The sequence below is a fragment of the Citrobacter sp. U14242 genome, assembly GCF_046555775.1.
Taxonomy (GTDB): Bacteria; Pseudomonadota; Gammaproteobacteria; order Enterobacterales; family Enterobacteriaceae; genus Citrobacter.
In genome coordinates, this window is record NZ_JBKGLW010000001.1 from 330,776 (window position 1) to 355,201 (window position 24,426).

Below are 24,426 nucleotides of genomic sequence, written 5' to 3' on the forward strand. Positions count from 1 at the left end.
CTTATTGTCCTGCAATCTGGCGAAGTGCCGTAATGACGCGTTGTGTGTCATCGTCGGTCATGTCGGGAAATAACGGCAGTGAACAAATGCGTGCGCTATTCCATTCGGTATTAGGCAGAGAAAGATCGGTGAAACGTTCGCGATAATATTTCTGCGTGTGGGCCGCGCGAAAATGCAGGCCTGTGCCAATATTTCTGGCCTTTAGTGCTTCCATCAGAGCATCTCTGCTCAGCCCACAGCGGGCTTCATCCACGCGAATGATGAACAAATGCCAGGCGTGCACATGCGACCACTGAGGCCGGGTGAGCGGTTGAAACGGCGTATCGGCCAGCGCCTGTTGATACTGCTGCGCAATTTGCGCCCGGCGTGCGTTCAGACGATCCAGCTTGTTCAACTGCACCAGGGCGATGGCGGCGTTGATGTCAGTCAGGTTGTACTTGTATCCCGGCGCGAGAACTTCAGCCTGCGGCGCGCGACCATAGGTTTGACGGTCATAAGCATCTACACCCAGGCCGTGAAATTTCAGGCTGCGAAGCCGTTGAGCGAACTGGCTGTCGTCAGTAACAATTAACCCCCCCTCTGCACAGGTAACATTCTTGATAGCGTGAAAGGAAAAGATTGCGGTACCACGAGCACCAACATGACGACCCTTGTATAACGTTCCGACGGCGTGCGCTGCATCTTCAATAACCGGGATTCCATGGCGTTTACCGATGGCGTAAATGGCATCAAGATCGGCTGGGGCCCCGGCATAGTGCACGGGAATAATAGCTTTGGTTCGTGGTGTAATAGCGGCTTCTATTTGCTCGGGGGTCACCATCAGCGTATCGCGGTCGACATCGATCATCACCGGTGTGGCGCCCAGCAGGACAATCATGTTGAGTGTAGATACCCACGTCATCGACGGGGTAATCACTTCATCGCCTTCACCCACACCCAGCGCCATTAGCGTAATGTGCATACCTGCCGTCGCGGAACAGACGGCAACGGCGTTTTGGTTTCCTGTGAGCTGGCAGAAAGCGTCTTCCAACTGCTGATTTTTAGGACCTGTAGTTATCCACCCTGAATCCAGAACCGCCTTAACGGCTGCAAGTTCTTCATCACCCATTGCCGGGCGGGAGAAAGGCAAAAAGTCAGACATCATGATTCCTTAAAGCCATTTAACGCCACCGCAGTTTTATTTTTAGTGATAAACAGGGGCATCGTTAATTATTTCATCAGGCCACAAAGGTTAAAGACTGAAGGTTAATTTATCCTTAAGAGTTTAAGGTTGGAGATATAAAGGGGAATGCGGATGAGATTATTTTATTTGTCTGAAAATAAATGATTTTTACGAGTATTTTGTCGTGGCTACGGCATTGCAGTTCTGCTGCTGAATGATGAGTGCAATGCCGTGATCTGAAGGATCAATATCCTGCCGCTATCACCATTTGAGTTTACAATAACCCTTTTAATGTTAACGTTTTACGTGTGGCGATGTTTAAATCGTAATGGGCGAGATCTTGCGGTTTAACCCAGGCGAAGTCCTGGAACTCTTCGTTAATCTTCACTTCACGGTTGGCGGAAATACAATCGAAGATGAGATAAATCATGTAAATCTCTTCCTGGCTACCATCAGCGTAGGTTTTGGTTCGTATATCGTCACTGAAGGTCCAGGGGGTAATCTGCGATAACTCGAGGTGTTCTCCCAGTTCTTCCCTGATTTCCCGACGTAAGGCTTCTTCGATACGTTCGCCTGGCTCAACGCCGCCGCCAGACAACGCCCACTGGCCAGGGAAAACACCGCGATCGTCGGCCATTTTGCACAGTAAATAACAGCCTTCATTTTGAATGAGTGGGCAAACAATCGTTCTTTGGCGCATAAGTCTGTTCCTTGTAGGGGAGGGCGGAGGGATCCATCGTTAACACATCTTACCTTTTGCAGGCGGCAGAAAAAACGCTTCATTGCTGTTTAAGCCAGCTTTGCCGGGGAAAATAACGTTGTCTGTTGAAAACGGCAATCAGGTGCCTTTTACCGTCTATTTCAGGTAAGAACTTAACCTTACTGAAACATTGCGGGTAGTATTTAGTTACAATATGTCATTGTATCGCTTTTTTAGCTCATTGATTCCTCGCCATCTGGCAGTACAATCCAGCGGTTTTGGGGCTATGTTTTGATTATTGCTTGAAAGGATAGAAAATGAAAAAAAGTGTCTTACTGGGTTTTGCCGGAATGCTGTTTGTTTCTGCGTCGGCGAACGCGATTAGCATTAATGGCCAGGCTGGCGAAGATTACACCAACCTTGGATTCGGTATGGGAACTGAAACCACGGGTCTGGCTGTCAGCGGTAACTGGATGCATAACGATGACGACGGTGATGTTGCAGGGCTTGGCCTTGGTCTGAATATCCCTCTGGGTCCGTTGCTGGCAACAGTCGGCGGGAAAGGTATCTATACCAACCCGAAAGACGGTGATGAAGGCTACGCGGCAGCTGTCGGTGGTGGTTTACAGTGGCCGATCGGCGACAGTTTCCGTCTGTTTGGCGAATACTACTACTCCCCGGACTCACTCTCCAGCGGGATCGACAGCTACGAAGAAGCTAACGCCGGGGCGCGCCTGACGATTATGCGTCCGCTGAGCATTGAAGCAGGTTACCGTTACCTGAATCTGGCGGGTAAAGATGGCAACCGCGATAACGCGATTGCTGACGGCCCGTACGTTGGGGTCAGCGCCAGCTTCTGATGTCCCTGGCGCGGCATTTAGCCGCGCCTGTTTTTATTTCTCTCTCTCCTTCCTCCTCCATGTTCCCCCTCCATTGCGTTATAGTGTTTTGATTGCATAAGCAGGAGAACACAATGTTAAACGTGGAGATGCTATCCACCGGGGATGAAGTGTTGCACGGTCAGATCGTCGACACCAATGCCGCCTGGCTGGCCGATTTTTTCTTTAATCAGGGATTACCATTAACCCGCCGTAACACGGTGGGCGACAATCTTGACGATCTGGTCGCCATTTTGCGCGAACGCAGTGAACATGCCGATATTTTGATTGTTAATGGTGGCTTAGGTCCAACCAGCGATGATTTGAGCGCCCTGGCGGCGGCAACCGCAAAAGGTGAAGGGCTGGTTCTGCATGAAGCGTGGCTGGCCGAAATGACGCGTTTTTTCCGTGAGCGGGGACGCGTGATGGCACCGAGCAATCGCAAACAGGCTGAACTTCCGGCCAGTGCGGAGTTTATTAATAATCCGGTCGGAACTGCCTGCGGGTTCGCCGTAAAGCTTAATCGCTGCCTGATGTTCTTTACGCCGGGTGTGCCGTCAGAATTTAAAGTGATGGTTGAACATGAGATCCTGCCGCGCCTGCGTGAACGTTTTTCTCTTTCTCAGCCCCCGCTATGTCTGCGCTTAACGACTTTTGGTCGTTCTGAAAGCGATCTGGCGCAGAGCCTGGACTCTCTGGTTTTACCGCCCGGGGTGACAATGGGATATCGTTCGTCCATGCCAATAATCGAGCTGAAGCTAACCGGGCCCGATTCCCAACGTGAAGCGATGCTGGCGCTCTGGCCGGAGGTGAAACGGGTTGCCGGGCAGAATATGATTTTTGAAGGCACGGAAGGGCTTCCTGCACAAATTGCACGTACTTTGCAGTCGCGACAGTTCAGCCTGACGCTCAGCGAGCAGTTTACCGCGGGCCTGATCGCACTCCAGCTTTCTCGCGCTAACGCGCCTCTGTTGGCCAGTGAAGTGGTGCCATCTCAGGAAGAAACGCTGGCACAAACGGCGCACTGGATAACCGAGCGACGCGGCAACCATTATGCCGAACTGGCGCTGGCGGTATCGGGTTTCGAAAACGAACATATTAACTTCGCACTGGCAACACCTGACGGCACACATGCCTTGCGGGTGCGACTCAATGCAAATCGCTACAGTTTGGCTGTTCGTCAGGAAGTTTGCGCAATGATGGCGCTTAATATGCTGCGTCGCTGGTTAAACGGGCAGGATCTTGCCAGCGAACACGGCTGGATTGAAGTGGTTGAGTCGCTGACGATCTAACCTGTAAATTGCCCGATGGGGCTGCGCTTATCGGGCTTTGCGTGAACGTCTGTTTATCTGCCGGAGTAGACGTTCACCCGCCATCCGGCAATTTTCCCTGCATTTTTGTCCAACCTGTTGTACTCCCCGTGGAAAAATCCGTGCTGTGGTTCACATTTCTATACGTAATCTTTCCAGCCAGCTGGAAGAAAGGCGGGATTTGATGTGCTTCACAATTTTACCCCTGTTGACCGAACACACTGATTCCAGTATCTCAGACCGGAGTCCAGTATGTTGGAATCAAGCAAGGTCCCTGCTCTCACCAGAGCGATAGACATTCTCAATCTTATTGCGCGTATCGGCCCGTGTAGCGCCGCAACGATTGTGGAGACGTTGGGTATTCCGAAAAGCACCGCTTATTTGTTGTTAAACGAACTAAAGCGTCAGCGCTTTCTCAGTATTGATCACCAGGAGAAATACTGCCTGTGGACCAAGCTGGTTGAACTTTCGGGACACGCGTTGAGCAAAATGGATCTGCGTGAGCTGGCGCGACCCCGTTTGACACAGCTGATGGATGAAACCGATTTGCTTTGTCATCTGGGGATCATCGACCACGAAAGCGCGTATTACATTCTGAAAGTGGAATCCTCGTCCACCATCAGTGTGCGATCGCATGAGGGAAAAAGTCTTTCTCTGTATCGCTCAGGCATTGGCAAATGTTTGCTGGCCTGGCAGCCTGCGGCAGTACGCAAAACCATTATTGACCAGTTGGTATGGGAGAAGGCGACGCCGACCACCATTGCCAATCCTCAGCAATTGAATGATGAACTGGAGCGCATTCGTCAGCGCGGATGGAGCTTTGATAACGGCGAGGATTACCCGGATGTTCGCTGTGTTGCCGCCCCCGTTTTTAATGCCAGTAATACGCTGACTGCCGCGATTTCAGTGGTCGGTACTCGCTTACAAATCAACGAAGAGAATCGTGATTACCTGGCCGGGAAGGCAATAGCCTGCGCCAAAGATATTTCACGTCTGTTGGGCTGGAAAAGCCCCCTCGATTCACTCGCATCATAATAATGGAGAACATCATGACCCTACCAAAAATTAAACATGTTCGTGCCTGGTTTACCGGCGGCGCTACGGCGGAGAAAGGGGCGGGCGGGGGTGATTATCATGACCAGGGCGCTCATCACTGGATTGACGATCACATTGCCACGCCAATGAGTAAATACCGTGAGTATGAACAGTCGCGCCAGTCTTTCGGCATAAACGTGCTGGGGACGTTGATTGTCGAAGTGGAGGCAGAAAACGGCCAGACGGGGTTTGCGGTCTCGACGGCAGGAGAAATGGGCTGTTTTATTGTCGAAAAGCACCTTAATCGCTTTATCGAAGGCAAATGCGTCAGTGATATTAAACTCATTCACGATCAGATGCTTGGTGCCACAATGTATTACTCCGGCTCTGGCGGTCTGGTGATGAACACGATCTCTTGCGTGGATCTCGCGCTTTGGGATCTGTTTGGCAAGGTGGTTGGCTTACCGGTTTACAAACTGCTGGGGGGCGCAGTGCGCGATGAGATCCAGTTTTACGCCACGGGTGCGAGGCCGGATCTGGCAAAAGCGTTGGGGTTTATCGGCGGCAAAATGCCGACCCACTGGGGGCCGCACGACGGAGATGCAGGCGTTCGCAAAGATGCTGCGATGGTGGCTGATATGCGTGAGAAATGTGGCCCGGATTTCTGGCTGATGCTCGATTGCTGGATGAGCCAGGACGTGAACTATGCCACCAAACTGGCACATGCTTGTGCGCCGCATAACCTGAAATGGATCGAAGAGTGTCTGCCGCCACAGCAGTATGAAGGTTATCGTGAGCTGAAGCGCAATGCACCGGCAGGCATGATGGTGACCAGTGGTGAACACCACGGCACGTTGCAGTCCTTCCGTACGCTGTCTGAAACCGGCATTGATATCATGCAGCCTGATGTAGGCTGGTGTGGTGGATTAACCACGCTGGTGGAAATTGCCGCCATCGCCAAATCGCGTGGACAACTGGTGGTGCCGCACGGCTCATCGGTCTACTCGCACCATGCGGTGATCACTTTCACGAACACCCCGTTTAGTGAGTTCCTGATGACCAGCCCGGATTGTTCAACGATGCGCCCTCAGTTTGACCCGATTCTGCTGGATGAACCCGTACCCGTGAATGGACGAATCCATAAGTCGGTACTCGATAAGCCTGGCTTTGGCGTCGAGCTTAACCGTGACTGCAATCTGAAACGCCCCTACAGCCACTAATGACCAGTGCGTTGCCTTATTCACGGCAACGCCCTCATTTCTTTGAGGATCTTGTGATGACAACCACTTTACTTGACGGTGTAGTGAAGAAAAACCGTGCGCGTTTGATTCCCTTTATGTTGGCGCTGTATGTGCTGGCGTTTCTGGATCGTTCGAACATTGGGTTTGCCAAAGAGACGTATCAGATTGATACCGGGCTGAGCAATGAAGCTTATGCGCTGGGTGCGGGTATTTTCTTTGTGGTATACGCGTTCCTGGGCGTTCCTGCCAACCTGCTGATGCGTAAATTTGGTGCCAGAAGTTGGATCGGCACCACCACGCTGCTGTGGGGATTTCTCTCTGCGGCGATGGCGTGGGCGGATACCGAAGCAAAGTTCCTGATTATCCGTACCCTGTTGGGGGCGGCGGAAGCCGGTTTCTTCCCCGGTATGATCTACCTGACGTCGCAATGGTTTCCGCAGCGCAACCGGGCCAGCATCATGGGGCTGTTTTACATGGGGGCGCCGCTGGCGTTAACGCTGGGATCGCCGCTTTCTGGCGCGCTGTTGGAGATGCACGGTTTTATGGGCCAGCCAGGCTGGTTCTGGATGTTCGTTATCGAAGGTTTACTGGCGGTTGGCGCAGGCGTTTTCACCTTCTTCTGGCTGGACGACACGCCGCAGCAGGCGCGTTTTCTGAGTGCGGAAGAAAAAGCCGTTCTCATCAGTCAGCTGGCGAGCGAAGAAGAGAAAAAGGCCACCTCAAAGCTGTCGGATGCTTTGTGCAATGGTCGCGTCTGGCAACTGGCGATGATTTACCTGACGATTCAGGTAGCGGTCTACGGATTGATCTTCTTCCTGCCCACCCAGGTTGCGGCATTATTGGGAACCAAAGTTGGTTTTACTGCGTCCGTGGTGACGGCTATTCCGTGGGTGGTTGCCCTGTTCGGTACCTGGCTCATCCCGCGCTATTCCGATCGTACCGGTGACCGGCGCAATGTGGCGGCCCTGACGTTGTTAGCCGCCGGGATCGGGATCGGCGTTTCCGGTCTGGTGTCTCCGGTGCTGGCTATTCTGGCTTTATGTGTGGCGGCTGCGGGCTTTATTGCCGTCCAGCCGGTGTTCTGGACAATGCCGACTCAATTGCTCTCGGGTACCGCACTGGCGGCGGGCATTGGCTTTGTAAATCTGTTTGGCGCAGTGGGTGGGTTTCTGGCCCCCATCTTGCGGGTTAAAGCTGAAACCGTTTTTGCCAGTGATGCAGCAGGGCTTTTGACCCTGGCATGCGTGGCGGTTATGGGTTCAGTCATTATCTTCACCCTGAAAGTCAGCCGTCCTGCTTCGCAAATGGGCGCGGTGCATCATTAATCTTATCTACGTTGTAAGGATCGTTATGAACGCATTGTTATCAAACCCTTTTAAAGAAGCGCTGTACAAAGGGGAAGTCCAGATTGGCCTGTGGCTCAGTTCAACCACTTCCTATATGGCCGAGATTGCCGCGACGTCAGGTTATGACTGGTTGTTGATTGACGGTGAGCATGCACCGAATACGGTGCAGGACCTCTATCACCAGCTCCAGGCAATCGCCCCTTATGCCAGCCAACCGGTGATCCGTCCGATTGAAGGCAGTAAGGCGTTGATTAAGCAGGTACTGGATATTGGTGCACAAACGCTGCTGATCCCGATGGTTGACAGCGCTGAGCAGGCGCGTCAGGTGGTCTCTGCTACCCGTTATCCTCCGCTCGGCGAACGCGGTGTCGGGGCGAGCGTGGCGCGAGCGGCGCGTTGGGGGCGAATAGAGAATTATATGGCGCAGGCCAATGCGTCGCTCTGTCTGCTGGTGCAGGTCGAAAGTAAAACGGCGCTGGATAATCTGGATGCAATCCTGGATGTGGACGGTATCGATGGTGTTTTCATCGGTCCGGCAGATCTCTCTGCGTCTTTAGGCTATCCGGATAACGCCGGGCATCCTGAGGTGCAGCGAATCATTGAAGAGAGCATCCGCCGCATTCGTGCTGCCGGAAAAGCAGCAGGCTTTCTTGCTGTCGATCCGGCGATGGCGCAAAAATGTCTGCAGTGGGGAGCGAACTTTGTTGCCGTGGGCGTAGATACGATGCTTTATAGTGAGGCACTGGATGGCAGGCTGGCGATGTTTAAATCTGATAAGGCAGCGCAGAAGCTGAAAAGCAGTTATTGATACATGCTTGCCCGATGGTGGAATACCATCGGGCAGCAGCGTTAGCCTAATGCGTTGGCGAGCAGGGTGATCGGATGTTCACAGCGCTTGCTTGTAGACATCTCAATCTGCCATTTACACGTTTCGCAGTCGGTCACGACGATATCCGCGCCGCTTTCTTCGATCTGGCGAAACAGCGGTGCGCCGATTGACTGTGACGTCGGATAGTTTTCCTTTTTGAAGCCGTATGTTCCGGCGATCCCGCAGCATTGAGAATCCAGCACTGTCAGTTCAAGCCCCGGAATTTGTCGTAGCAGCTCCAGCGTGTAGAGCGTCCAGCCCATTTTCTCCATATGGCAGGGGGTGTGATAGACCACTTTTAGCGGCAACGTTTTCAGCGGCAACGTTTTCCCTTCGTCCAGCTTGCGCCACAGCCAGCGTGTAGCCAGTTCAATATGTTCGCGCAGACCTGAGTTGTCGACATCCAGCACTTCAGGATATTCATCACGCAGCGCAAAGGTACAGGTTGAGGAGGTGGCGATCACCGGAATACCTTTTCCGTCAATCGCTTCTCGCAGTGAAGCCACATTACTTACCGCCTGCTTACGTGCTTTATCGGTAAAACCGTTGGCGATCAGTGGTACACCACAGCATTTCTCTTTACTCAGCAGTTGTACGCCGGTACCCATCGCGTTCAGCACTTTTATCAGATCTTTACCGAGTTGCGGATGGTTGTAGTTCACAAAGCAACCGTGGAAAAACGCGACCTGATCCTGATACTGCGCCTGTTGTGCGGCTATACTGCGATACCAGCGACGGAAGGTACCGAAGGAGTACTTCGGCAGCGTACGGCGATGATCGATTTTTAGTGCATAATCAAGAAGCTGACGCACCGGTTTCAATGACGTAGCGGTGTTCACTATGGGTGCGAACGGCGTAGAAACACTGCCCATCAAATCGGTATGGCTTAAGACAAAGTTACGCAGCGACGGACGTGTGGTGTCATATTTGGCGCGCGCACGCTGGATAATATCGCCAATTTTCACATCAGAAGGGCAGGCCACTTCACAGCGTTTGCAGTTGATGCAATATTTCAGCGCATCGTCATATAACGCACCATCTTTCAAACGCAGACGTTCACCGTCCGGGCCAGCCTGTTTGGGGCCTGGATAGCTCGGGTTGACACGGCTTACCGGGCAGGCAGTGGTGCACACTGTGCATTTGATACAACTTTCAAAACGTGTGTCGCTCATTGCTGGCCTCCTGCACGTTTCGCAATATGATGTGCGGCGTGTAAAGCGCTCACTGCGCATACTCCGCCTCCGCACCCCTGGGCGATAGGGTCAAAACCGCCAAGTACCGATCCGATGGCAAACATATTCTCTAATGTTTTTCCTGCAAGCGATGGACGCAGTTCAGCATCGGTGGTTACGCCAAACTGTTGCCACGGTTGTGGATCAAAGACGTCACGCTGATACCACTGCGCGCGTGTGGCAGTTTGTTGTACATCCAGACCGAGAATCGGCTCATGAACGGCCTCACGCGTGGCAACCAGTCCGCTGCTAAAGAAGCTGCCGCTGGCGAGCACGGCGAAGCGTGGACGCAATGGAATATCGGCATGGTTGCGGGTCCAGACTTCGCTCACTATACCGTCCTGACAGGTGATTTTTTTCACTTCATCGCCTGGCATCCACACCCCACCCTGGCGTACAAACTGGCGCTGCAATTTGTTATGCAGGCGCATGCCCAGCACTGATGGTGGTAAAGTGGGTAATAACATTAGTGAGCAGGGCAGGCGGTCGTTGAGCCACTTCCAGAGCCGATCGTCAGCCAGGCCGAAACAGGCTGGCATAATGATCATGTCGCAGGTTTTTGCGATTGGCAGCAGGGCGTCATAGAGCAGCGACCATTTATCTTCGTTATCTAACAGACGTGCAATGTTGACGGCGCGAAACTCGGTTGGGTTATCACGCAAGACATCCAGTTCTGGCAAATCGATTTCAGCCGTTTCGACGCTGAGATTGCGCTGGCGTAGTGAGGCCGCGGCAAGGTGTGCCTGGAAATCCAGTAAGCCGCTAATTCCCACCACACAGATGCGTTGTGCTGATAACGGCCAGACCGGCACTTCCGCTGAACTAAGCCAGGTTGAACGCAGGGTTCCCAACGGTGTGACACGTTGATGAGCCTGATGAACCTTACCGTGCAAATGTGTTCCGCACTCTTCCAACAGATTCTGTGCCTGCTGCGCCAGCGCCAGTACGGTCTGTGTTCCGAGGGTGCTATAAGGATGATCTGGTGCTTGAGTACGCAGCGCATTCAGCCCCGCTTCAATGTCGGTTACCGGTTGACCATCTGGCAGGTTGCTGAGCAAATCCAGTGAGCCGGAGGAAAAGTGCAGAGCGCTTTGGCCGCGGGTAACAATCGTGCAGCGCAACCCGCTTTTTTGCAGTTGTAGGCCACACATCAGCCCGGCGAGACCGCCGCCGATAATGACGGTATCAAATTTCATCCTGGTGCTCCTTTTCCAGACCGCATAACCCCTGATAAACCCAGCGGGTGAATTCGCTTTCGCGCAGTGCATCCCCCCACGCGATAGGCTGCACGCCTTTCCAGCGTTCGTTGAGAAACTCTGAAAGTTGGGTGATAGATTGTGCGGCGGTGGTGACATTAAAACGTTGCAGCAAGCCTGCGGCGCGGCAGGCGCACAATTCGCCCTGGCACGTCCCCATCCCGACGCGGGTGCGACGACGTAAATCGAGCAAACTGTTGACGGTTAAATTTTCAACGGCATATTGCACTTCACCTGCGGTGACAGCTTCACATTCACAGACCAGGCTGCGGTGCTGACGGCCTTCGCTAAGCCATGCCGGGGTGCGGTCGCCATGGCGGTAGACCGCCGAGCCGCGCAGTGGCGCTGGCAAAGAGATAACGCGTTTAAGCGTGTGTTCGGTCGATTCCTGCGAGCCTGGGAGTGCAGTTTCTGCGGTCGTACAAGGGCGAGAATTGCCCAGTTTTCGGCACACTGCATCGGTGGCCCATTCCGCCATCAGGCGGTAGGTCATCAGTTTACCACCGGTAATGGTGATAAATCCGTCCAGTCCGTCGCGCGTTGCGTGATCGAATAACACAATACCGCGGCTGACGTTACGACCGGTCGGATCGTCGTCGCTGGCCACCAGCGGACGCACACCGGAGTAAGCTCGCAGGATGCGAGTTTTCGCCATAACTGGCGCCAGCTTCTCACCTTCACGCAGCAGAATATCCACCTCTTCTGCGGTGACGCGGTTGCTGTCGATATCGTCGTAATCAATGTGCTGTGAGGTCGTACCGATCAGCGAAATGGTATCGCCAGGGACCAGAATATCGGCGTCAGATGGCTTACGGCAGCGGTTGATAACATGCTGGTTTATGCGATGGTCCATGATCAACAGAGAACCTTTCGCGGGGAACATACGGATGCTCAGATCGGCATATTCCGCAATGCGCTGTCCCCAGATCCCGGCGGCATTTACGACCACCGGCGCATGCAGAGACTGCATCTCGCCCGTCAGATGGTTGCGTACGTTCACCCCGCACACAGTCGCACCTTCACGAATCAGCCCCGTCACTTCATGGGCCGTCAGGATGACTGCGCCATGTTCGCGTGCATCCAGCATGTTGGCGGCGGTTAAGCGGAAAGGATCAACGGTACCGTCTGGTACTTTCACTGCGCCAATCAGTTGCGGGTTTACCGAGGGTTCGATAATACGCGCCTGTTGTGGATCAATCGCTTCTGCGCGGATGCCTGCGTCTTCACAGGCACGAATAAAGGTTGCCTGGAAAGAGAGTTCATCTTCCGGCAGCGTAATAAACAGACCGTCCGTCGGCTCAACACAATGGCGGGCGATACGTTTCAGAATTTGGTTTTCGCTAATGCATTCGCGGGCAGATTCAGCATCAGTAACGGCGTAACGTGCTCCGCTGTGCAGCAGACCGTGGTTACGGCCCGTTGCGCCTGTCGCGATATCGTGGCGTTCTACTAAGATGACGCGCAATCCGCGTAGGGCACAGTCGCGTGCGATCCCTGCACCTGTTGCTCCTCCACCAATGATAATCACGTCACTTGTTTGCGAGTCGCGAGTTTTCATTGTTTTTCCTCACAGTTCGTTTTTTATCATTTAGCCACATAAAAAACATGGATTGTTTGATTTCGCGCATAATCGCTCATAATTCGAAAATGAAACGTGATTCCGTGCGCTTTTATGAACATTTGTCATAAATGTGTAACAATCTGTGCTGTAATTCACATTATTGCCTTGAATGTTTCCTTAACATCGCGGCCACACTGGGAGCGGTAGGGTTGTTGCGGCAATCTGCAGTGTTTCCTTCGAATGAAAGACGGCCACGGAGGCTACTATATATGTTGAGCATTTTTAAACCTGCGCCACACAAAGCACGTTTAGCTGCAGCGGAGATCGATCCGACTTATCGTCGATTACGCTGGCAGATTTTCCTGGGGATATTTTTCGGTTATGCCGCGTACTATCTGGTACGTAAGAACTTTGCTCTGGCCATGCCATACCTGGTTGAGCAGGGTTTCTCTCGTGGCGATCTGGGCTTTGCGTTGTCCGGTATCTCCATTGCATACGGATTTTCGAAATTCATCATGGGGTCCGTCTCGGATCGCTCGAATCCGCGCGTTTTCCTGCCAGCTGGCCTGATTCTGGCTGCTGCGGTGATGCTGTTCATGGGCTTCGTGCCGTGGGCGACATCCAGCATTGCAGTAATGTTTGTGCTGCTGTTCCTCTGCGGTTGGTTCCAGGGGATGGGGTGGCCGCCGTGTGGCCGTACCATGGTGCACTGGTGGTCGCAGAAAGAGCGTGGCGGCATCGTTTCCGTCTGGAACTGTGCGCATAACGTGGGTGGCGGTCTGCCTCCGCTGCTGTTCCTGTTGGGTATGGCCTGGTTTAACGACTGGAAAGCTGCGCTGTACATGCCTGCCTTTGGTGCGATAGTTGTTGCGCTGTTCGCCTTTGCGATGATGCGTGATACGCCGCAGTCCTGTGGCCTGCCGCCTATCGAAGAGTACAAGAACGACTATCCGGATGATTACAACGAAAAAGCGGAAGAAGAGCTGACTGCGAAGCAGATCTTCATGCAATACGTACTGCCGAACAAACTGTTGTGGTATATCGCTATCGCCAACGTGTTCGTCTATCTGCTGCGTTACGGCATCCTGGACTGGTCACCGACCTATCTGAAAGAAGTGAAGCATTTTGCACTGGATAAATCGTCCTGGGCTTACTTCCTGTATGAGTATGCCGGTATTCCGGGTACGCTGCTGTGCGGCTGGATGTCGGATAAGGTCTTCCGCGGTAACCGTGGTGCCACCGGTGTGTTCTTTATGACGCTGGTGACTATCGCGACCATCGTTTACTGGATGAACCCGGCAGGGAACCCGAACGTTGATATGGCTTGTATGATTATCATCGGCTTCCTGATCTACGGCCCGGTAATGTTGATCGGTCTGCATGCGCTGGAACTGGCACCGAAAAAAGCGGCGGGCACGGCGGCAGGCTTTACCGGACTGTTCGGTTATCTCGGCGGTTCTGTGGCGGCGAGCGCCATTGTCGGCTACACCGTTGACTTCTTCGGCTGGGACGGCGGCTTTATGGTGATGATTGGCGGTAGCGTGCTGGCGGTGATTCTGCTGGTGGTCGTCATGATTGGTGAAAAACGTCATCACGAAGAAATGCTGCTGAAACGTAACGGGGGCTAATTAATGAAAACCACATTGAAAAGTCTCAGCGTCGCGCTGATGCTGGCTGGTATGGTTGTTAGCAGCGCGGCGGTCGCCGCCGATAAAATCGTGATTGCGCATCGTGGGGCAAGCGGTTATTTACCGGAGCATACGCTGCCCGCGAAAGCGATGGCCTATGCTCAGGGCGCGGATTATCTTGAGCAGGATTTGGTGATGACCAGGGATGACCATCTGGTCGTCCTGCATGACCACTATCTGGACCGCGTCACCGATGTCGCTGAGCGCTTCCCGGATCGTGCGCGTAAAGATGGGCGTTACTATGCCATCGACTTTACGCTGGATGAGATCAAATCGTTGAAATTTACCGAAGGTTTCGATATCGAAAATGGCAAAAAGGTACAGACATATCCAGGGCGTTTCCCGATGGGTAAATCTGATTTCCGTGTGCACACTTTCGAAGAAGAGATCGAGTTTGTTCAGGGATTAAATCATTCAACCGGCAAAAACATCGGCATTTACCCGGAAATGAAAGCGCCGTGGTTCCATCACCAGGAAGGGAAGGACATCGCCGCTAAGACGCTGGAAGTGCTGAAAAAGTACGGGTACACCGGTAAGCAAGATAATGTCTATCTGCAGTGCTTTGATGTTGCGGAGTTAAAACGCATCAAAAATGAACTGGAACCGAAGATGGGGATGGATCTCAATCTGGTGCAGTTGATTGCGTACACTGACTGGAATGAAACTCAGGAGAAAAAACCAGACGGCAGTTGGGTGAATTACAACTATGACTGGATGTTCAAACCGGGTGCCATGAAGCAGGTGGCGGAGTATGCGGATGGCATTGGGCCGGACTACCATATGCTGGTTGATGAGAAGTCCAGTAAGGGCAATATCTCATTAACGGGTATGGTACAGGACGCGCACCAGAACAAGATGGTGGTGCATCCATATACTGTTCGTGCCGATCAGCTGCCGGATTATGCAACAGATGTAAACCAGCTGTATGACGTGTTGTACAACAAGGCGGGCGTTGACGGGCTGTTCACCGACTTCCCCGACAAAGCGGTACTGTTTTTAACCGATAAGCACTAACGCTGCCTGAACGGCTACCTTTACCCGGCTTACGAACGATGGTGTTTGTAGGTCGGGTAAGCACAACGCCATCCCACAAAACTACATTTCTATTTCAATATCACCCTTTGCCCGGCAACAGCAGGGCAATATTTCACCCGGCTGAATAAAGGCCAGGGGCTCTGCAATCCAGTCAACCTGACCCGCCACCAGACGGGTACGACAGGAGCCGCAGTAACCTTCACGACATTGATACTCGACTTCAACGTTGTGCGATTCGAGCGCGGCCAGCAGGGAAGGATGTTCATCCTGGCACAGCAGTTGTGTGCCAGAGATGCGCAGCGTCACGCGGCCCATCAGAGCTGGAAATTACTCAGGTCGTCGGTATCGACTTCGGCATCGATCTGCCCGACCAGATAAGAGCTGACTTCCACTTCCTGCGGTGCAACCTGGACGTTATCGGATACCAGCCAGGTATTGATCCACGGGATCGGGTTAGAGCGTGTCTGGAATGGCAGATCAAGACCAACAGCCTGCATACGGATATTGGTGATGTACTCAACGTACTGGCAGAGAATATCTTTGTTCAGGCCGATCATCGAGCCGTCACGGAACAGATAATCTGCCCACTCTTTTTCCTGCAACGCGGCCTGTACAAACAGGTCATAGCATTCCTGTTTACACTCTTCGGCAATTTCAGCCATCTCTGGATCGTCGACACCGCTGCGCAGCAGGTTCAGCATATGCTGGGTGCCGGTCAGATGCAGGGCTTCATCGCGGGCAATCAGGCGAATGATTTTTGCATTGCCTTCCATCAGTTCGCGTTCCGCAAAAGCGAAAGAACAGGCAAAGCTGACGTAGAAGCGAATAGCTTCCAGCGCGTTAACGCTCATCAGGCACAGATACAGTTTTTTCTTCAGTTCACGCAGGTTGACGACAACCGTTTTACCATTGACCGTATGCGTGCCTTCGCCCAGCAGATGCCAGTAGCTGGTCATCTCGATCAACTCATCGTAGTAGCTGGAAATGCCTTCCGCGCGTTTCTGGATCTGTTCGTTGGTGACGATATCGTCGAACACCACCGCTGGATCGTTAACGATATTACGGATGATATGGGTATAAGAGCGGGAATGGATAGTTTCGGAAAATGCCCAGGTTTCCACCCAGGTTTCCAGCTCAGGGATAGAAATCAGCGGCAGCAGTGCCACGTTCGGGCTACGCCCCTGAATAGAGTCCAGCAGCGTCTGATACTTCAGGTTGCTGATAAAAATATGTTTTTCATGTTCCGGCAGTGCCTGGAAGTCAATGCGGTCACGTGAAACGTCGACTTCTTCCGGACGCCAGAAGAAAGAGAGCTGCTTTTCGATCAGTTTTTCGAAGATGTCATATTTTTGCTGGTCGTAGCGGGCGACGTTCACTGGCTGACCGAAAAACATCGGTTCCAGAAGCTGGTCATTTTTCGTCTGTGAAAAAGTGGTGTATGCCATTGATGTGAATCCTTTGTGGGATGTGCGCCGGAGGCGGTGCAAGCACCTTTTCCGGCCTACAAACCGTGCAATCGTAGGCCGGGTAAGCGTAGCGCCACCCGGCATCATTCATCAGATCTTACATGCGCCGCTTTCGCAGCCATCATCCTGAATGGATGGCACCAGATCGTCCTGAGAATCTTCCGCACCGTCGCGGGTGTTCTGATAATACAGCGTTTTGACACCAAATTTGTAGGCGGTGAGCAGGTCTTTCAGTAACTGCTGCATCGGCACTTTTCCTGATGGGAAGCGTGACGGATCGTAGTTGGTGTTGGCAGAAATCGACTGATCGATAAATTTCTGCATGATCCCTACCAGTTGCAGATACCCGTCATTGTTCGGCATCTCCCACAGCAGTTCGTACGCGTCGTGCAGGTGTTCGTAGTCCGGCACAACCTGACGCAGAATGCCGTCTTTGGATGCTTTAATGCTCACGTGACCGCGCGGAGGCTCAATGCCGTTGGTGGCGTTGGAGATCTGCGAAGAGGTCTCTGACGGCATCAGCGCAGAAAGCGTGGAGTTACGCAGACCGTGGGTCTTAATGGACTCACGCAGTTGCTCCCAGTCCAGGTGCAACGGCTCGTTGGCAATGGCATCCAGATCTTTCTTGTAGGTATCGATCGGCAGAATACCTTTGGCGTAAGTGGTTTCGTTAAACCACGGGCATGCGCCTTGCTCTTTTGCCAGGTCGTTAGAGGCTTTCAGCAGGTAATACTGAATGGCTTCAAAGGTTTTGTGGGTCAGGTTATTGGCGCTGCCATCAGAGTAACGCTTACCGTTTTTCGCCAGCCAGTAGGCGTAGTTGATTACGCCAATACCCAGCGTACGACGGCGCATGGCGCCACGCTTAGCGGCCGGAATGGGATAATCCTGGTAATCCAGCAGCGCATCGAGAGCACGCACAGCCAGTACAGCCAATTCTTCCAGCTCATCCAGGCTGTCGATAGCACCAAGGTTAAATGCAGACAGCGTACACAGCGCAATTTCACCGTTCTCGTCGTTCACATCGGTCAACGGTTTGGTCGGCAGTGCAATTTCCAGGCACAGGTTGGACTGGCGCACCGGTGCGACAGCCGGATCAAACGGGCTGTGAGTGTTGCAGTGGTCAACGTTCTGAATGTAGATGCGACCTGTAGAAGCACGTTCCTGCATCATCAGCGAGAACAGCTCAACCGCTTTCACGCGCTGTTTGCGGATGCTGTCGTCGTTTTCATATTTTGTGTACAGGCGTTCAAACTCGTCCTGATCGGCGAAGAATGCGTCGTACAGACCCGGAACATCGGACGGGCTGAACAGAGTGATGTCACCGCCTTTCAGCAGGCGGGTATACATCAGCTTGTTGATTTGCACACCGTAGTCCATATGACGGACGCGGTTGCCTTCTACACCACGGTTGTTTTTCAGTACCAGCAGGCTTTCCACTTCCAGATGCCACATCGGGTAGAACAGCGTGGCGGCACCGCCACGAACACCGCCCTGAGAGCAGGATTTCACCGCTGTCTGGAAGTGTTTGTAGAACGGGATACAGCCGGTGTGGAACGCTTCACCGCCGCGAATCGGGCTACCCAGAGCACGAATGCGACCCGCGTTGATGCCGATACCGGCGCGCTGGGAAACGTATTTTACAATCGCGCTGGAAGTGGCGTTAATCGAATCCAGGCTGTCGCCACACTCGATCAGTACGCAGGAACTGAACTGACGGGTAGGGGTGCGCACGCCGGACATGATTGGTGTCGGCAGTGAAATTTTAAACGTAGAAACGGCGTCGTAGAAACGTTTAACGTATTCCAGACGGGTTTCACGCGGGTAGTTAGAAAACAGGCAGGCAGCGACCAGAATGTAGAGGAACTGTGCGCTTTCATAAATCTCACCGGTAACACGGTTTTGAACCAGATATTTTCCCTCTAACTGCTTCACCGCAGCATAAGAGAAGGTCATATCACGGTCGTGTACGATGAACGAGTCCATCTGCTTGAACTCTTCGTCCGTGTAGTCTTCCAGCAGATGATTGTCGTATTTGCCCATTTCAACCATTTTCACCACATGGTCGAACAGTTTTGGCGGCTCAAACTCACCGTAGGCTTTTTTACGCAGGTGGAAAATTGCCAGGCGAGCAGCCAGGTACTGATAATCCGGTGCGTCGCGGGAGATCAGATCGGCGGCGGCTTTGATAATCGTTTCGTGGATATCGGAAGTCTTGATACCGTCATAAAACTGAATGTGGGAGCGCAGCTCGACCTGAGAAATCGATACGTTATTCAGCCCTTCTGCCGCCCAATCCAGAACTCGGTGGATTTTGTCCAGATTGATGCGCTCAGTACGGCCATCACGCTTAGTCACCAGCAGACTCTGATTCATGTATGTAGCACCTGTTTGGGTTATCTCCGCAATAGCTACGCCCGAAATCCTGTCGTGAGGTAATCCGTTGCGAACACTATATATAGGGGGTGTGTTTATGATTTACTGCAAGATAGTGTGAAAACAGGCCTCTTGCAAGTGCATAACCTTGTGGATAAGTCGGGTGAAGAAAACGGGTTCCGGCGCAACTTAGGTCAGACAAGGTGTTCGGGAAAGTCAATGGGAAGAGAAAAAATTGTTAAAAATATCTGTTTGCTGATTTCTTGAACGTCACAATTACACGCTTAATTGATCCGGTCGACTTACCGCTATCGTATTATGCATGACAAAAATTGATTTTTAACCTGTTTTTGATGTGGAAAAGTGATACTCATTGCGATTGTTCATAATATGAACGTATGTAACGGCGTGTTATTTTTAGTCGGTCTAATTTTTAAACAGCAAATGTTAATGAAATATTCATTTTGTTTATTTGTGCAGAAAAAAGAGAACTGAAGATTAATTTAGGTTGTATTATTTTTATCTTTTCTCCTTTTCTATTTAGATTTACTAAATGTTTTGTTTAATATCATTAAATCCAATGAGTAGATTCTTATTATCCGGTGGAACATTTTTACAAATCTGTATTTTTCTGCGTTCAATACTTGGCTTTAAATGACGATGTGTTTTTACTTATTGGCTTTTTATTATGTGTAATAAAGAATGGCGTATTTTTAAAAGGAAAGGATTCCTGTTGATTCTACCACCCATGTTAGCCGGGCCTCTTATGCAGGCTGAGGCGACGACGCAGGTGACTCAGGCATGCCAGGGATACAACGTCACGAGCAGCTGTCATGCCAGTCGCCAGAATATATCTGGGAGAAATACCGCGTGGCAGGTTTCTGACGGGCAGTGGCTTATCTTCTCTGATATGACAAATAACGCCAGCGGCGGAGCTGTGTTTCTGGCGGGCGGTGCTGGCTTCAGTGTAGCGCCTGAAGGCGATTCCGGAATGGCGCTTTTTGCAAATAACAGCGTGAGTGGAGCATATAATAACGGTGGCGCAATTTTTGCTAAAGAGAACGCATATCTGAACCTTGATAACGTTGTATTTACTAAAAATGTGGCAGGTGGCTACGGTGGGGCGATCTATTCAGCCGGAACAAATGATGTGGGTGATATGGATGTGGTTGTCACCAATGCCATTTTTACAGGGAATATTGCAAACGATGGGAAAGGCGGCGCAGTTTATTCAATTAATAACGATAACTATTTTAGTGATGTGGTATTTGATAATAATCAAGCCCATACATCAACAACGTATAGTGACGGAGACGGCGGCGCTATCGATGTGACAGATAATGACACCGACAATACACATTTATCCGGGAAAACAATAATAAATAATACCCGTTTTACGAATAATATTGCGGAAGGTGACGGTGGCGCGATCTATACCAATAGCGTGAATGCACCTTATCTTATTGATATATCAGTTGATGATAATTACACACAGAATGACGGCGTGCTGATTGACAGTAACAATAGTGCCTGGGGGTATGGCGATAGCGCGTCGGCGGCGGCGGGTGGTTTCATGTATATCGGCCATAGTGTGGTTGAGTTTGATATTGCGGCCAATAAGACGATGGTTATTGGTGATAACGCAAATGATGGGGCGATGGATTCGCTTGCCGGAACCGGCCTTATTGCCAAAGAGGGCGAGGGTGAGCTGGTATTGAATGCGGATAATAATGATTTTACCGGTGAGATGACGATAGAGAACGGAGAGGTCACGCTGGGGCGCAGTAATTCCCTGATGAATGTTGGCGACACGCATTGCCAAAATGACCCGCAGGACTGCTATGGGTTGCGCATTGGGGGTCTTCGCCGTCCTGATAACCGCGCTGAACTGAATGTTGGGGATACACAGCAAACGTTTATTCATTCACTGACCGGTTTTGAAAATGGAACGTTAAATATTGACGCCGGGGGCAATGTTACCGTCGATAGCGGAGCGTTTGCCGGCACGATACAGGGCGAAGGGCAACTGACTGTTGCACAAAATGGGAGCTATACCCTGGCGGGTGCACAGTCGATGGCGTTAACCGGCGATATTGTGGTGGAAGATAACGCCGTACTTTCTCTGGGCGGGAATCAGGCCGATCTGGAGGAAATGCAGGCCGACCCGCAGTCCATCGTTTTAAATGGCGGTGTGCTGGATCTCTCTGATTTCACAACCTATAACGGTGATTCGTCGCTGAATGATGGCCTGCAAATTAGCGGCAGTGGCGGGACGGTAATCGGTCAAAATGATGTTATCGACCTTATCGGTGGCAACGGGATCCATGTGGGAGGCAGTGACGGTAGTGGGGATGGCGTGTATGTGGTTATCAATGCGGGTGACCAGCATGTGAGCCTCGCCAATGACAATACGTACCTGGGAAACACACAAATTGCTTCCGGCATCCTGGATGTCAGTGATAATTCTCAGTTGGGTAATACTGACTACAACCGTTCCGTCATCTTCACCGATAGCCAGCAACACAGCGAAATGGATGTGACGGCTGATGTTGATACCCGCTCGCAGACCGCAGGCCATGCCCGGGATATTGAAATGCGCGCCGATGGAGAAATTCGCGTTGAAGACGGCGTGGATACCCAGTGGGGCGGATTAATGGCCGACAGTACCGGTACGCATCAGGACAGTGGCAGCACGCTGACCAAAACCGGTACAGGTACGCTGGAACTGATGGCAACCGGCACGGCAACTTCTGCGGTAAGGGTAGAAGAGGGCACGTTGAAAGGTGATGCGGTCGATATTCTTCCTTATGCCTCATCGTTATGGGTTGGTGAGGGGGCGGTGTTTGAAACGGGCATGGATCAGGATGTGCAATCTATCGATACATCTTCGTCCGGAACATTTGACATTAGCGATGGTACCGTCCTGCGGCTCACTCAACAGGATACGTCCAGCGTCCTGGATGCGTCATTGTTCAGCGGTGAGGGAACCCTGGTTAATGCTACCGATGGCGTGACCCTGAGCGGCACACTGCAAACCAATCTGGAGACCGACAGTCTCACGAATCTGGCGGGGGTGACGGTAGACGGTAATCTGACTAACACGTCTGGCACGATCAGCGCAGCAAACGGCGTGGCGGGCGACACCGTCACGGTTAATGGGGATTATACCGGCGGTGGCACGCTGGAGATGGACAGCGAGCTGGACGGTGATAGTTCAACGAGCGATACGCTGGTACTGAACGGCAATACTTCCGGTACCACGACAGTCGTGATTAATCCGGTTTCCGGGATTGGGCAGCCGACATCGACGGGTATCAAAGTCGTGGATTTCACCGCGGACCCGGTCAGCTATCAAAACGATGCGCAGTTTAGTCTTGCAGGGAATGGCTACGTCAATCTGGGGGCGTATGATTATACGCTCGTTGAAGACAATAATGACTGGTATCTCCGGTCGCAAAAAATAGCGCCGCCGCCAGTACCACCAACGCCACCTGATCTGCAACCGACGCCTGACCCCACACCTGCGTCGACTCCCGCATTTCAACCCGTGTTAAATGCCAAAATGGGCGGGTATCTCAATAATTTACGTGCCGCAAACCAGGCGTTTGTTATGGAGCGTCGCGATCACGCCGGGGCAGATGGTCAGGCGCTCCATTTGCGGGTCAGTGGTGGGCACAATGATTACACCGCGGCAGGCCAACTGGAGCAGCATGAGGATTTTTCCACTGTGCAGTTGAGTGGCAATGTGATGACGCGCGCGGCGGGCGATGAAGGTATGTGGCTGCTGGGTGTGGTGGGCGGTTATAGCGATAATCAGGGGGAAAGCCGTTCCGGGATAACCGGTACAGATGAACACAATGAAAACCACGGTTATGCTCTTGGTATCACCTCAACCTGGTTCCAGCATGGCCGTGGTCAACAGGGTGTATGGCTGGATAGCTGGCTCCAGTATGCCTGGTTTGATAATCAGGTTTCAGAGTCGCAAGGAGGGGACGACCACTACAGTACCTCTGGTATGCAGGCGTCACTGGAAGGCGGTTATCAGTGGTCGATGCGTAATGGTTTCTTGCTGGAACCACAGGCACAATTTATCTACAACGGCGTGAAGCAGGATAATTTTACTGCGGCCAACCATTCGCAGGTTTCACAACAGCAGGGTGATAACATACAGAGCCGATTAGGGCTACACAGCGAGTGGCACTTGTCTCCTGCCCACAACGTGCGTTTCACGCCAATGTTGGATGTCAATTATTATTGGGATCCGCACACCACAACCCTGAATGAGGATGGCAGCGATATTGCTGATGATGCGGGCAAGCGGCGTGGTGAGGTCAAAATGGGGATTCAGACAAATATCAGTCAACGTGTTTCGTTGCGCGGTAGCGTAGCGTGGCAAAAAGGCACGCAGAATTTCACACAGGCGATGGGGTATTTGTCACTGACGGCTAACTGGTGATCGCTCCCGCACCATTGGTGCGGGAGGGACAATAACGAGATTATTTATTTTTAGTGTGCAGCATGTAGTTGACGTCAACACCTGGGGCCAGCTTAAAGGTGTTAGTCAGCGGGTTGTAGTGCAGGCCAGTCATATGTTGTTCACGGAGATCGGTCTGATCCACCCAGCTCAGCAATTCGGCAGGTTTAATGAATTTTTTCACATCATGCGTGCCTTTGGGCACCATGCGCAGAATGTACTCAGCACCGACGACCGCCATCAGCCATGACTTGCCATTGCGGTTGAGCGTGGAGAAAAACACGTCGCCGCCAGGTTTCACCAGCTGGGCGCAGGCTCTGACCACTGACTGCGGGTCCGGTACGTGTTCCAGCATCTCCATGCAGGTCACAACGTCATACTGGTGCGCATATTTCTCGGCGTGTTCTTCGACGGTTTCTTGCACATACTCAACATGAATACCGCTTTCCAGCGCATGCAGTTTTGCCACCTGTAAGGGTTCAAACCCCATATCCAGGCCGGTGACTGTTGCGCCTTCACGCGCCATGCTTTCTGCCAGAATCCCGCCGCCGCAGCCGACGTCGAGTACCTTTTTACCAAACAGACCACCTGACCGTTCGGCGATATAGCCCAGACGCAGCGGGTTAATGCGGTGCAGAGGCTTAAATTCACCCTCAAGATCCCACCAGCGCGACGCGACTGCTTCAAATTTGGCAATTTCTTCATGGTCAACGTTGTGAGTTACCGGGGGTTTTTCGGCATTCATTGGGGCTTCTACTCCTGGAATTAGCAATACAAACGAGTATATCAGCCTGACGG

General features: G+C 52.2%; 18 protein-coding genes. 9 read left to right on the forward strand and 9 right to left on the reverse strand.

What is annotated here, in order from left to right; genetic code table 11:
* Window position 1: 1 nt before the first annotated feature.
* Both arnB and nudI read right to left on the reverse strand, forming a co-directional pair.
* On the reverse strand, window positions 2-1,141 hold the full coding sequence (gene arnB / locus ACLJXE_RS01555; protein ID WP_410750022.1) for a UDP-4-amino-4-deoxy-L-arabinose aminotransferase: 1,140 nt from the start codon (window positions 1,139-1,141) through the stop codon (window positions 2-4).
* 295 nt (window positions 1,142-1,436) lie between these two features.
* A complete protein-coding gene (nudI, locus tag ACLJXE_RS01560) occupies window positions 1,437-1,862 on the reverse strand; it encodes a nucleoside triphosphatase NudI (RefSeq protein WP_410749906.1) in 426 nt (141 codons plus the stop codon).
* A 317-nt stretch (window positions 1,863-2,179) separates the two neighbouring features.
* Here nudI and ACLJXE_RS01565 point away from each other — a divergent pair, with 317 nt between their 5' ends.
* The 6 genes from ACLJXE_RS01565 (at window position 2,180) to yfaU (ending at window position 8,480) form a co-directional block, all read left to right on the forward strand.
* Window positions 2,180-2,722: a YfaZ family protein gene (locus ACLJXE_RS01565; protein ID WP_410749907.1), complete on the forward strand. Its 543-nt coding sequence runs from the start codon at window positions 2,180-2,182 to the stop codon at window positions 2,720-2,722.
* A 113-nt stretch (window positions 2,723-2,835) separates the two neighbouring features.
* On the forward strand, window positions 2,836-4,032 hold the full coding sequence (locus ACLJXE_RS01570; protein ID WP_410749908.1) for a nicotinamide mononucleotide deamidase-related protein YfaY: 1,197 nt from the start codon (window positions 2,836-2,838) through the stop codon (window positions 4,030-4,032).
* A gap of 270 nt (window positions 4,033-4,302) precedes the next feature.
* Window positions 4,303-5,085 (forward strand): IclR family transcriptional regulator, encoded by a 783-nt coding sequence (locus ACLJXE_RS01575; RefSeq protein ID WP_410749909.1) that lies wholly within the window; start codon window positions 4,303-4,305, stop codon window positions 5,083-5,085.
* A gap of 14 nt (window positions 5,086-5,099) precedes the next feature.
* A complete protein-coding gene (gene rhmD / locus ACLJXE_RS01580; RefSeq protein ID WP_286629068.1) occupies window positions 5,100-6,305 on the forward strand; it encodes an L-rhamnonate dehydratase in 1,206 nt (401 codons plus the stop codon).
* A 56-nt stretch (window positions 6,306-6,361) separates the two neighbouring features.
* Window positions 6,362-7,651 carry an MFS transporter gene (locus ACLJXE_RS01585; RefSeq protein ID WP_410749910.1) on the forward strand — a complete coding sequence of 430 codons (1,290 nt, stop codon included), beginning with the start codon at window positions 6,362-6,364 and terminating at the stop codon, window positions 7,649-7,651.
* A 25-nt stretch (window positions 7,652-7,676) separates the two neighbouring features.
* A complete protein-coding gene (yfaU, locus tag ACLJXE_RS01590) occupies window positions 7,677-8,480 on the forward strand; it encodes a 2-keto-3-deoxy-L-rhamnonate aldolase (protein WP_410749911.1) in 804 nt (267 codons plus the stop codon).
* Between the two features lie 41 nt (window positions 8,481-8,521).
* Here the strand turns inward: yfaU and glpC are convergent, their stop codons facing one another.
* From glpC to glpA, 3 genes are read right to left on the reverse strand one after another with little or no spacing between them, the layout of a single operon-like run.
* Window positions 8,522-9,712 carry an anaerobic glycerol-3-phosphate dehydrogenase subunit GlpC gene (gene glpC, locus ACLJXE_RS01595; protein ID WP_286629071.1) on the reverse strand — a complete coding sequence of 397 codons (1,191 nt, stop codon included), beginning with the start codon at window positions 9,710-9,712 and terminating at the stop codon, window positions 8,522-8,524.
* On the reverse strand, window positions 9,709-10,968 hold the full coding sequence (gene glpB, locus ACLJXE_RS01600) for a glycerol-3-phosphate dehydrogenase subunit GlpB (protein ID WP_410749912.1): 1,260 nt from the start codon (window positions 10,966-10,968) through the stop codon (window positions 9,709-9,711). The genes glpC and glpB overlap by 4 nt, the downstream gene beginning before the upstream one ends.
* Window positions 10,958-12,586, reverse strand: coding sequence for an anaerobic glycerol-3-phosphate dehydrogenase subunit A (glpA, locus tag ACLJXE_RS01605; RefSeq protein ID WP_410749913.1), 1,629 nt, complete (start codon window positions 12,584-12,586; stop codon window positions 10,958-10,960). Before glpA ends, glpB begins: the two co-directional genes overlap by 11 nt.
* Window positions 12,587-12,858: 272 nt before the next feature.
* Here glpA and glpT point away from each other — a divergent pair, with 272 nt between their 5' ends.
* Entirely contained in the window at window positions 12,859-14,217 is a 1,359-nt protein-coding gene (glpT, locus tag ACLJXE_RS01610) for a glycerol-3-phosphate transporter (RefSeq protein ID WP_048211098.1), read from the forward strand.
* 3 nt (window positions 14,218-14,220) lie between these two features.
* On the forward strand, window positions 14,221-15,291 hold the full coding sequence (gene glpQ / locus ACLJXE_RS01615) for a glycerophosphodiester phosphodiesterase (RefSeq protein WP_286629074.1): 1,071 nt from the start codon (window positions 14,221-14,223) through the stop codon (window positions 15,289-15,291).
* 81 nt (window positions 15,292-15,372) lie between these two features.
* Here the strand turns inward: glpQ and yfaE are convergent, their stop codons facing one another.
* From yfaE to nrdA, 3 genes are all read right to left on the reverse strand, one after another.
* Window positions 15,373-15,627 (reverse strand): ferredoxin-like diferric-tyrosyl radical cofactor maintenance protein YfaE, encoded by a 255-nt coding sequence (gene yfaE / locus ACLJXE_RS01620; protein WP_135321220.1) that lies wholly within the window; start codon window positions 15,625-15,627, stop codon window positions 15,373-15,375.
* Complete coding sequence (gene nrdB, locus ACLJXE_RS01625) at window positions 15,627-16,757, reverse strand: class Ia ribonucleoside-diphosphate reductase subunit beta (protein WP_003834668.1); 1,131 nt, start codon at window positions 16,755-16,757, stop codon at window positions 15,627-15,629. The genes yfaE and nrdB overlap by 1 nt, the downstream gene beginning before the upstream one ends.
* 111 nt (window positions 16,758-16,868) lie before the next feature.
* The gene (gene nrdA, locus ACLJXE_RS01630; RefSeq protein WP_410749914.1) at window positions 16,869-19,154 is read right to left on the reverse strand and encodes a class 1a ribonucleoside-diphosphate reductase subunit alpha; all 2,286 of its coding nucleotides are present in this window, start codon (window positions 19,152-19,154) and stop codon (window positions 16,869-16,871) included.
* A gap of 688 nt (window positions 19,155-19,842) precedes the next feature.
* Between nrdA and yfaL the strand changes: the two genes are divergently transcribed.
* Entirely contained in the window at window positions 19,843-23,610 is a 3,768-nt protein-coding gene (yfaL, locus tag ACLJXE_RS01635) for an AIDA-I family autotransporter adhesin YfaL/EhaC (RefSeq protein WP_410749915.1), read from the forward strand.
* 40 nt (window positions 23,611-23,650) lie between these two features.
* Here the strand turns inward: yfaL and ubiG are convergent, their stop codons facing one another.
* On the reverse strand, window positions 23,651-24,373 hold the full coding sequence (ubiG, locus tag ACLJXE_RS01640) for a bifunctional 2-polyprenyl-6-hydroxyphenol methylase/3-demethylubiquinol 3-O-methyltransferase UbiG (RefSeq protein ID WP_410749916.1): 723 nt from the start codon (window positions 24,371-24,373) through the stop codon (window positions 23,651-23,653).
* Window positions 24,374-24,426: the final 53 nt, after the last annotated feature.